Here is a 9,586-nt window from a genome sequence, read left to right as displayed (position 1 = left end):
GATATGTGACGGGGTATTACAGTCAGCTGAGACCACATCAATATAACGGTGGGCTGACACCCAATGAGTCAGAGCGAAGATATTGGCTTGAATACAAAACCGTGGCCAATTTTAGTTGACCACTACAGGTTGTTATAGAGAAGCACTAAAAGTGGGGCTAATAGATGAGATTTTGTAGGGTAACTCGTTCGTAAAGTCTAAAACGAAAAACGAGTGCTAACAAACTTTGGGGCAAAACCAAGTTAGCTTTTTGATCCATCTTCACACCAATCACGGTTAAAATCGAAGAGAGACAATAACCAAGTGTAAGCACACTTTTGGCCTTCGAAATCAGGGATGATTTCGCAGAGCCCACAAGGACGTGCTTGTGGCGAGCCAAAAGTGTGTTTGCACATCCCCCGCCGGGCAGGCGTTAGATAACCATAAGAGTACGAACTAAAATTTACCAAGTAAGAAAAGCAATACTGAAAAATGCCCTTCCTTCATTTCAAGGTTAACTCACTTTGGGGCAACAACATTTTAGACATAGCAGCGTACCTATGTGATCGCTGCCATTTTAGTATGATACTTTAATGCTCAGTATGAATCTTTATTACTTAGTATGAGGCTTTATCACTTTCCTACAGATCTCAATGAGTCCTATATCTGGTGTTAAGCCTGGCTAGGATTGTCATTCACAAGCAAACTCTCCATCTCGGCCATCATGGTGCTCCAAGCCTGTTTCACTTGCGCTTCATAGGCTTGCCACTGCTCACCTATGGCATGCACTAAACGTACTTGGGTGCCAGTATCCTTAGGCGCGAGCGCGATACGCACTTCACTGTACCCATCGTCATCATCCATCGCCCAGGTAAATGCAATATGATGCGGCCTATCAAGCACAAGATAATAACCTGAATGCCCCACAGCCTGCCCATCACGGATTTGCACAATGCGAAACTTCCCGCCAACGCTGGCATCAACTTCAACTGGCAATGTCTGGCCAAGGCCTGGGCCAAACCAGGCACAGATTAAGTCAGGATCTAACCAAGCATCATAGACCTGTGCTGGCGATGCGCCGAACAGGTGAGTTACCTCAACATCATAACTCTGCCATTCGTTTTCCATTATCTACCCCTCAAAGATGACTCATGGCTGGCTTATTAATCAGCCTATGTGACTCAAGCAGCGTCAGGCTGATTTTCGGGAGTCGCGGCGATAAAGGCATCGAGCTGATGACAGTTATCCCAGATCCGCCTTATCTGCGGATAATCGGTTAAATCGACACCAAAGCGGTTGGCGTTATACACCTGGGGGATCAAACAGAGATCGGCCAGAGTCACGCTGTCACCAAAACAATATTGTCCGGCATACTGCTCAAGCTGTTTTTCTAGAGCCGTAAATCCTTGGTGGATCCAATGGTGATACCAGCTGTTTTTCGCCTCATCATCCAAGCCCATAGGACCAGCTATATATTGCAGCACCCGCAGGTTATTGAGTGGATGGATCTCACAGGCAACCGACAACGCCATAGCACGTACTATGGCCTTCTCATTTAATGAACTCGGTAACAAGGGGGACTGAGTAAAGCGCTCATCCAGATATTCAATGATGGCTAACGATTGCGTCAAAATCAGATCATTATCGACAAGTGTCGGCACCAGCTCATGGGGATTGAGTGACGCATACTCAGGAGCGTGCTGCTGACCGCCATCTTTGACTAAGTGAACAGACTCATGCTCAACTTTAATCCCTTTTAAGTTAAGCGCAATACGCACACGATATGCGGCGCTGGAGCGCCAGTAACCCATAAGTTTCATTGTATGCTCCCTAAAAAAATGGGGTTCACACCAGTGGCCCCCATACCTGACTAAAAATAATCAATTAAGCTTTATATTGAACCACTTGCTGGTCAATAGAGCCAAAGATACTCTTGCCTTCCTCATCCAGCATTTCGATTCTAACCCGATCGCCAAACTTCATAAATGATGTTGAAGGCTTACCCTCGGCGATGGTTTCCAGCATACGGATCTCAGCAAGACAGCTAGAGCCAGCACTGCGATCATAATTTGAGATGGTCCCAGAACCCACTATCGCCCCTGCGCCCAGTGGACGAGTCTTGGCAAAATGGGAAATCAATTGGCTGAAGTTAAAGGTCATGTCGACACCACAATTAGGCTGACCAAATAACTTCTCGTTCAGATGAGTGATCAATGGCAAATGCACCATAGCGTCCTGCCACTTATCGCCCAGTTCATCAGGGGTTACCGCCACAGGAGAGAAACTGCTTGAGGGCTTAGATTGGAAGAAACCAAAGCCTTTTGCCAGCTCAGCAGGAATAAGATTACGCAGCGACACATCGTTTACCAGCATCAGCAACTTAATATGTTTATGGGCATCACTACTTTCAATCCCCATTGGCACGTCGTCTGTGATCACAGCCACTTCAGATTCAAAATCTATGCCCCACTCTTCACTTGCCAGCTCGATATCCGCCTTTGGCGCAATGAAACTGTCTGAGCCGCCCTGGTATACCAAGGGATCGGTCCAGAAACTCTCTGGCATCTCGGCGCCACGCGCCTTGCGCACCAACTCAACGTGATTCACATAGGCGCTGCCATCGGCCCATTGAAACGCACGTGGCAGAGGTGACATACACTTAGCTTCATCGAAATCGACCGTATTGGGCAACAGACCTTCATTAAGTGCATCATAGAGTTCTTGCAGTTGAGGCTGAAACAGATCCCAGGCATCGAGTAACTGCTGCAGAGTGTGAGCAATCGCAGGAACAGCAACGGCCTTAGTCAGATCTCGACTCACGAGCATCAATTGTCCATCACGACGGCCATTGTTATAACTAGCTAACTTCATTCCAACTCCTAAATTCCTGTTGCGATGTCCCAAAATTCACAGTAAACGACATCGACCATGCTTCTAAAGACTGTGCTTCTAAATTGGCATAGAAATACCCTATGCATCTAAAGAGTGAAATAGCGTGACATAAATCACACTCACCTGGAAGGGAAAACAATTTGTAAACTATCGATTACGCCAGTCATTTATGCCGGCTTTTATGCCATTTCAGCCCCGTTCAATGGAGATAGGCGAGTCTGAAATGGCAAGCAGGTTTTACATCCCTTTTTGTTTGCTGATCTTATATTCGCGCAATTTATTCGCGATAGCAGTATGCGACACCCCAAGCTTTTTCGCTAACTGACGTGTACTGGGATAGGCAGGATAGAGGCGCCTTAATAGGCTCGCTTCAAACTGCTTCATCGCCTCATCCAAGCTACCTTCAAATTGATGATCAAAATAACCAAAACCTTCGGCATAGGAGGGTAATTTCAGGTGCTCGACATTAAGCTCTGCCGACCCATCCCACATAGACACGGCCCTGAATATCGCATTCTTCAACTGACGCACATTGCCAGGCCAGGCATAACTGAGAATGTGACTACGGCACGCCGGCGAAATGCGGCGAATAGGAATAGACAGCTGCTGGCTGTAATGATCTAAAAACATCTCTGTCAGCGGAATAATATCAACCTTGCGCTCGCGCAGACTCGGCATGTGGAAACTCAGCACATGGATGCGGTAATAGAGATCTTCACGAAACTCACCACTTTGGCAAAGCTCGGCTAAGTTCTTTTGGGTCGAACAGATGATCCGCACATCCGAGCGAACCTCGACATCGCCGCCCACGCGTCTAAAGGTGCCATCCTGCAGCAAACGCAGCAGTTTCACCTGCGCCGCCTTAGACATCTCGGCTATCTCATCTAAGAAAACGGTCCCGCCCTTGGCCTCTTCGAAGAAACCACGGCGCACAACCTCGCCGCCACTGACATAGCCAAACAACTCCTCTTCGGCAGCACTGTCGGGCATGGCCGCGCAGTTGATGGCAATAAAGGGATGTTCACGGCGCATACTGGCGTCATGACAAGCACGGGCCATTAATTCTTTGCCAGTGCCGGTTTCACCTGTGATCAGTAAAGGGGCATCCAGCTGCGCCATGCGTCTTGCCTGAATAAGCACCTCTTTCATTTTATCGCTCACGCCTAATACGTTATCGAAACCTGAGGTTTGATTTTGCAGCGCATTGAACTGTTTGCCGACCCGAGCCGGTGATTTTAATGAGACAACCGCCCCGGCTAAGATGCTTTTATCGTGCTCATCGGGCAGGTAGATAGGGAGCATCTCGGCCAGGTATTCGCTCTGAGCAATACTCACTCTGGTCGCCTGGGCTAACACCAAAGGCTCACTGAGCCACCGGACAAAGTTAAACCCTTGTACCCAATGATTAAGCGGCTCATCGACCACCTCATGCTCTTTCATGCCTAAGGTCATAGTGGCCGATTCATTGACGATGCGGATCCTGCCTTTGACATCGATAGAAAACACCGAGTCAGGCAAGGTTTTTAACAGTGTCGTGAGCGCATAATGCTCTTGTTCGGAGGGCATAAAGGAAACGGTGCGAACATCATTCACTCCAGCCACTTTTCGGATGAGGGGTAAAAATTCACTGAGCACATCAAATTTGACCTCAGCGAACTGCAGATAGAGGAAACCTTGATTACTGGCATCAATTGCAAGCAGGTTAATCCCGTAGCCTTCTAAAATCTCGAGAATATCTTTTGCAAGACCCACCCGGTCGATGCAACTGACTTCTAAACGCATACCTTTTTATCCCTGTTTTATATTCATTATTTTTATGGGAGTGTTCACAGTCGCCGTCCTGAGATTCTTGTTTAGTTCACAAAAATACAGTTAGGACGCCTATAAGTTAATAGGTATTAACGTTTGTGGCAAGAGATGTTTACACAAGGTAGGATAGATCGTATAAAAATACAGCACCAGAAAGGAAGCCTGATGCTGTTTGTTGGAAAATCTAACCCAACAGCGCTGTAATTAGTCGAGCAGCGTGTCTGTCTTAGCCGCCATAATAAAGTCGTTGCGGTGTAATCCCTTAATCGAGTGAGACCACCAGGTCACAGTGACCTTACCCCACTCAGTTAAAATACCGGGATGATGAAACTCTTCCTCGGCAAGATCGGCCAATTTATTGGTGAACGCCATGGCGAGTTTGAAGTTTTTAAATTTATATACCCGCTCTAATTGCATGATGCCATCACGTACTTGCACGCCCCAGTCTGGGATCATACGGATCAACTCAGCTAACTCGGCATCGGTTACCTTTGGCGCATCCGCCTGGCAGGCTTCACATTTCATTTCTGCTAATTCAGTCATCACTCTTTCACTCTTCCTATTTCAATACTCGAAGATAAATTCCAATTAAATTCAATTAACTCACTTTCGATTTCGGCTCAAACATAGGCGCAAAAAGCCCCAATTGCCGCGCCTTAGTTATCGCCGCCATGATGTCCATTTTGGCAATTTCGTCGAGATAATCGATGGCCTCTATTACATAATAAATGGGCTGCATAATATCGATGCGATAAGGGGTGCGCAGCACATCCATCAAATCAAATGGCTTAACCACAGGTTTGTCGCTTAAGGCATACAGGGTCTCACCAGGAGAGCTCAATATCCCTCCACCGTAAATTTTGAGCTCTTGATTGCGGTTACGAAGTAGACCAAATTCGACGGTAAACCAATATAAACGTGCCAGAAATACCCGCTCCTCTTTCGATGCTGCCAAGCCTAACTTGCCATATTCGTGGGAAAACTCGGCAAATGACTTATTCGTCAGTAAAGGACAATGACCGAAAATCTCGTGGAAAATATCCGGCTCTTGCAGATAATCAAACTCCTCTTTGCTGCGAATGAAAGTCGCCACAGGAAATTCGCGATTAGCCAGCAAGGCAAAAAACTTCTCAAATGAGATCAACGCAGGCACGGCTGCGGTTTTCCACCCCGTAGCTTCCAATAGCACTTTGTCGAGTGTCTTAAGCTGAGGAATGTGATCTTCTGGCAAGGCAAGATGACTCAAACCCTGCAGGTATTCATCACAGGCATAATGGGGCAGATTGCCCTTTTGGCGCTGATAGAGCGCTTGCCAAGTCTCGTGCTCCTCTGCCGAGTAGGCGATATAGCCCTGACTATCAGGGTGCTTTGCTTGATAAGCAGTAAGTTTGTTCATAGTAAGTACAACACCAATCCATGTTTATATCCCCATAGTTGACCAAAGTTGACAATTTGTTAACTGGATCACATTTGATAGTTGGCTGGTAAAGCAGACCATTTTGTAATATTAGCTTTACATTAACTTTTGCCGCCCCGTGAAACCCGTCATTTTCAATTGAATAAGCTGTACAACTTGCTAAACGCAATAGCAAAAATTTGTGCTCATTTCCCTTTTTCTGCTGTTTTGAAATGGCTTTTCAACTCAGTTTTATTAGAATGGACAGCAGATCACATCCAAATAAGGAAGAGGATGAAACACCATAAGGTAAGAAAAGCCGTGATCCCCGTTGTGGGTCTGGGCACCAGAATGCTCCCGGCGACCAAGGCTATCCCCAAAGAGATCTGGCCCTTATTATCGCCCCCCCCTATTGGGGCGGGTGATAAAATTCAACTCACCGACGCTATCGCCATGCTGATGGACAAACATCCAGTCAACGCCTACTACATGAAAGGCAAGAGCCATGATTGTGGCAATAAGCAAGGCTACATGAAAGCCAACGTAGAATACGCTTTGCGCCACCAAGAAGTTGGCAACGAATTTAAACGATACCTACTGGAATTAAGCCAGACACTGCAACAGGACAAGCATTAATGACGATTTTAGTCACAGGCGGAGCCGGCTATATCGGCAGTCATACCGTCGTTGAACTGCTTAACGACAATCAAGACGTAGTAATTATCGATAACCTCTCCAACTCCTGCGTCGAAGCCTTAGCGCGGGTTGAGCAGATCACCCAAAAACAGCTCACCTTCTACCAAGGTGACGTGCTCAATAAAGCGTTTCTGCAGAAGATCTTCACCGACCATAAGATAGATTCGGTGATCCATTTTGCCGGCCTCAAGGCGGTGGGCGAATCCGTTGCCCAGCCACTACGCTACTATGAGAACAACGTGACCGGCACCTTAATACTGTGCGAAGTGATGAAGGAGTTTAAGGTTAAAAATCTGGTATTTAGTTCATCTGCTACCGTCTATGGCGATCCGGCCTCGCTGCCCATAATGGAAGACTTTCCAACCGGCGCAACCAACCCATACGGTCAGTCGAAATTGATGGTCGAACATATCCTAAGCGATCTATACCATTCTGATCCCAGTTGGAATATCGCCCGCTTACGCTATTTCAACCCGGTCGGCGCCCATAAAAGCGGCTTTATCGGGGAAGATCCCAATGATATCCCCAACAACCTGATGCCCTTTATTGCTCAGGTCGCTGTCGGTAAACGTGAGTTTTTGAGTGTATTTGGTGATGACTATGACACCCATGATGGGACGGGGGTGCGTGATTATATCCATGTGGTCGATCTGGCTCAGGGTCACCTTAAGGCACTGGAGAAACTCAACACTCAGTGTGGACTGGTAACTTACAACTTAGGAACAGGCCAAGGTTACAGCGTGCTGGATATGGTCAAGGCGTTTGAGCATGCCTGCGGCCATAGCATCAAGTATCAAATTGCACCTCGTCGCCCTGGCGATATTGCGGCCTGTTATGCAGACCCCACCAAAGCTCAAACAGAGCTGGGCTGGCAAGCAACTCATACCCTAGAGGATATGGCAAACAGCAGCTGGCATTGGCAATCCAGTAACCCTAATGGCTATAAGTGATAAAACCAAGCTGTAAACTTTAAGATCAAAGCTGTAAGTAATGGAACTTGCTTACAGCTTAATACTTACCACTTATTTTAAGTCAGGAGCTTATGAGCAATTCCATCGATCAAAGCCGACGCAATCTGTTTCGGCGCAATAAGCGTGACACCATTCGTCCTCCTTGGAGCAAATCTGAGGTCGAATTTACCGACCTTTGTACTCGATGCGACAAGTGCATCAACAGCTGTGAAACCCAGATCTTGATTAGAGGCGGTGGTGGCTTTCCTGAAGTCGATTTCAGCAACCATGAGTGCACCTTTTGTCAAAAGTGTGTCCAGGTTTGCCCTGAGCCCGTCTTTAGAGATATCACTGAGTCCCCCTGGCAGCTTAAAGCCAATATCGACAATACCTGCCTCACCTACAGCGGTGTGTACTGTCAAAGCTGTAAAGACAGCTGCGATCCCCAGGCCATCACTTTTCCGCTAGCACCAGGGACAATTCCAAGACCCGAAATATCACTGGATCTGTGCACCGGCTGCGGCGCCTGTGTTGCGCCCTGCCCCAATGGTTCAATAAAGCTTAAAGCGTGATCCGCTTCTCTACTGCCAAAAATCTGACCCAAGTGTCAATTTTTAAGGGTTTTGCTTCGGGCTATTTCTGGGTAATATCGGGGAAAATAATTAAGACAGAAGCTGCTCATGTTTGGTAAAAAAACAAATACAGAACTCACAGTCATCGCTCAGGGCACCAAAGTCTCTGGTGAAACTCACTTTTCCGGCCAAGCCCTCATTGGCGGCGAGCTCAAGGGCAAGATAAGCGCCGCAGACAAACTCACTATTGAATTAGATGGCTACGTTGAAGGTGAGTTACATTGCAAACTGTTAAAAGTCTCAGGTTGCTTTAAAGGCAAACTCAAATGCCAGAAACTCACGATCACTGGCAGTGGTGTGGTCGAAGGTGAAATTGCCTGTGATTCGATGGAGATTTTCGAAGGTGGGCAGTTTATCGGGGTGCGCGTAAAAGAAGATATAGCATTGCTATCAAGCGAGTTAACCGATAACCATAACGAAGCACCACAGCAGGAGTTATCTTACACTGAGGATCAGGCCACGGCTTAAACCATAATCGATGAGCGTCTCTGCAAGCTTAGGTGTCTGCAAGCATGGAAGGCTAAGCGCTATCTCAGCATCCTCTGCTTGCTGTTTCCTCTGCTTGCTGTTTATAGTCTTTGAGCAGCGAAATGAACTCCCTTGGCTCCCTGTCTAAACAATCGATAGGGATATAGACATGATAGCCAAGCTGGGTATTAAGCTGCTGACAACGTCTGGCGAACATCGCCTGCACGCCTGTATAACGTTTGTCCTCGATAATCACCTCTGAAAACTCAGAGCTCAGGTAACGCTCTAAATCGGCCAGTTCACCATCTAGGGTAAGCGAGGACATCATGAGCGCGCGCTGCTCTCTGAGTAACCCTGTCGCCAGGCGCGTCGGGATATCATCGATCAAGGGCGCAAGCTGTTTTAACCTCACCCCAACATAAGGAAAGGCTTGGCTATCGATACTTTGGATACTCAAAGGAACGCCTACCCGCTGTATATTGTCCCATTCCAGATAGATAGCACCGCGGTGGTGATGATAAACCAGTCCTTGCTGGCGCAGTTCGATACTCACCTCAGGCTGGATCCATTTGGCGCAGCCTAACACAGTAAAGATCGCACCAAAGATAAAACACAGCATGCCAAGTCCTATCAAGTGCTTGGCAAAAATAAATAGAATCAGAGCGATAAATAAGGCTATCAAGCCAACGGTGGTAAATGTCTTGGCATTGCGCTTAGATAAGGTACGAAGCTGAACCGTTTCAATACTGGTTTGAGTCACTCAA

Annotated in this window: 10 protein-coding genes and 1 pseudogene; 4 read left to right on the top strand and 7 right to left on the bottom strand. The window is 47.2% G+C overall.

Annotation, left to right across the window (positions count from 1 at the left end; translation table 11 throughout):
- Window positions 1-651: 651 nt before the first annotated feature.
- From LZP69_RS13065 to phhA, 6 genes are all read right to left on the bottom strand, one after another.
- Window positions 652-1,107 carry an SRPBCC family protein gene (locus LZP69_RS13065; protein WP_234201137.1) on the bottom strand — a complete coding sequence of 152 codons (456 nt, stop codon included), beginning with the start codon at window positions 1,105-1,107 and terminating at the stop codon, window positions 652-654.
- Window positions 1,108-1,160: 53 nt separating this feature from the next.
- A complete protein-coding gene (gene maiA / locus LZP69_RS13060) occupies window positions 1,161-1,799 on the bottom strand; it encodes a maleylacetoacetate isomerase (protein ID WP_234201135.1) in 639 nt (212 codons plus the stop codon).
- Window positions 1,800-1,863: 64 nt separating this feature from the next.
- A complete protein-coding gene (locus LZP69_RS13055; protein ID WP_234201133.1) occupies window positions 1,864-2,850 on the bottom strand; it encodes a fumarylacetoacetate hydrolase family protein in 987 nt (328 codons plus the stop codon).
- 258 nt (window positions 2,851-3,108) lie between these two features.
- On the bottom strand, window positions 3,109-4,653 hold the full coding sequence (gene tyrR, locus LZP69_RS13050) for a transcriptional regulator TyrR (protein ID WP_234201132.1): 1,545 nt from the start codon (window positions 4,651-4,653) through the stop codon (window positions 3,109-3,111).
- Between the two features lie 231 nt (window positions 4,654-4,884).
- On the bottom strand, window positions 4,885-5,223 hold the full coding sequence (locus LZP69_RS13045; RefSeq protein WP_234201131.1) for a 4a-hydroxytetrahydrobiopterin dehydratase: 339 nt from the start codon (window positions 5,221-5,223) through the stop codon (window positions 4,885-4,887).
- Between the two features lie 55 nt (window positions 5,224-5,278).
- Window positions 5,279-6,076, bottom strand: coding sequence for a phenylalanine 4-monooxygenase (gene phhA, locus LZP69_RS13040; protein WP_234201130.1), 798 nt, complete (start codon window positions 6,074-6,076; stop codon window positions 5,279-5,281).
- 372 nt (window positions 6,077-6,448) lie between these two features.
- Here phhA and LZP69_RS13035 point away from each other — a divergent pair.
- The 4 genes and pseudogenes from LZP69_RS13035 to LZP69_RS13020 all read left to right on the top strand — a co-directional run.
- Window positions 6,449-6,712 (top strand): annotated as a pseudogene (locus LZP69_RS13035) (UTP--glucose-1-phosphate uridylyltransferase); the annotation flags it as partial.
- Window positions 6,712-7,722: a UDP-glucose 4-epimerase GalE gene (galE, locus tag LZP69_RS13030; RefSeq protein WP_234201129.1), complete on the top strand. Its 1,011-nt coding sequence runs from the start codon at window positions 6,712-6,714 to the stop codon at window positions 7,720-7,722. The pseudogene LZP69_RS13035 and the gene galE, both read left to right, overlap by 1 nt.
- A 92-nt stretch (window positions 7,723-7,814) precedes the next feature.
- The gene (gene napF / locus LZP69_RS13025) at window positions 7,815-8,294 is read left to right on the top strand and encodes a ferredoxin-type protein NapF (RefSeq protein WP_234201128.1); all 480 of its coding nucleotides are present in this window, start codon (window positions 7,815-7,817) and stop codon (window positions 8,292-8,294) included.
- Between the two features lie 108 nt (window positions 8,295-8,402).
- The gene (locus tag LZP69_RS13020; protein ID WP_234201126.1) at window positions 8,403-8,822 is read left to right on the top strand and encodes a bactofilin family protein; all 420 of its coding nucleotides are present in this window, start codon (window positions 8,403-8,405) and stop codon (window positions 8,820-8,822) included.
- A 64-nt stretch (window positions 8,823-8,886) separates the two neighbouring features.
- Here LZP69_RS13020 and LZP69_RS13015 read toward each other — a convergent pair whose 3' ends face one another.
- Entirely contained in the window at window positions 8,887-9,582 is a 696-nt protein-coding gene (locus tag LZP69_RS13015; protein WP_234201124.1) for a DUF2982 domain-containing protein, read from the bottom strand.
- Window positions 9,583-9,586 lie beyond the last annotated feature (4 nt).

Origin of the sequence: Shewanella sp. AS1, assembly GCF_021412565.1 — a bacterium.
GTDB lineage: Bacteria > Pseudomonadota > Gammaproteobacteria > Enterobacterales > Shewanellaceae > Shewanella.
This window is presented reverse-complemented; position numbering and strand designations above follow the sequence as displayed.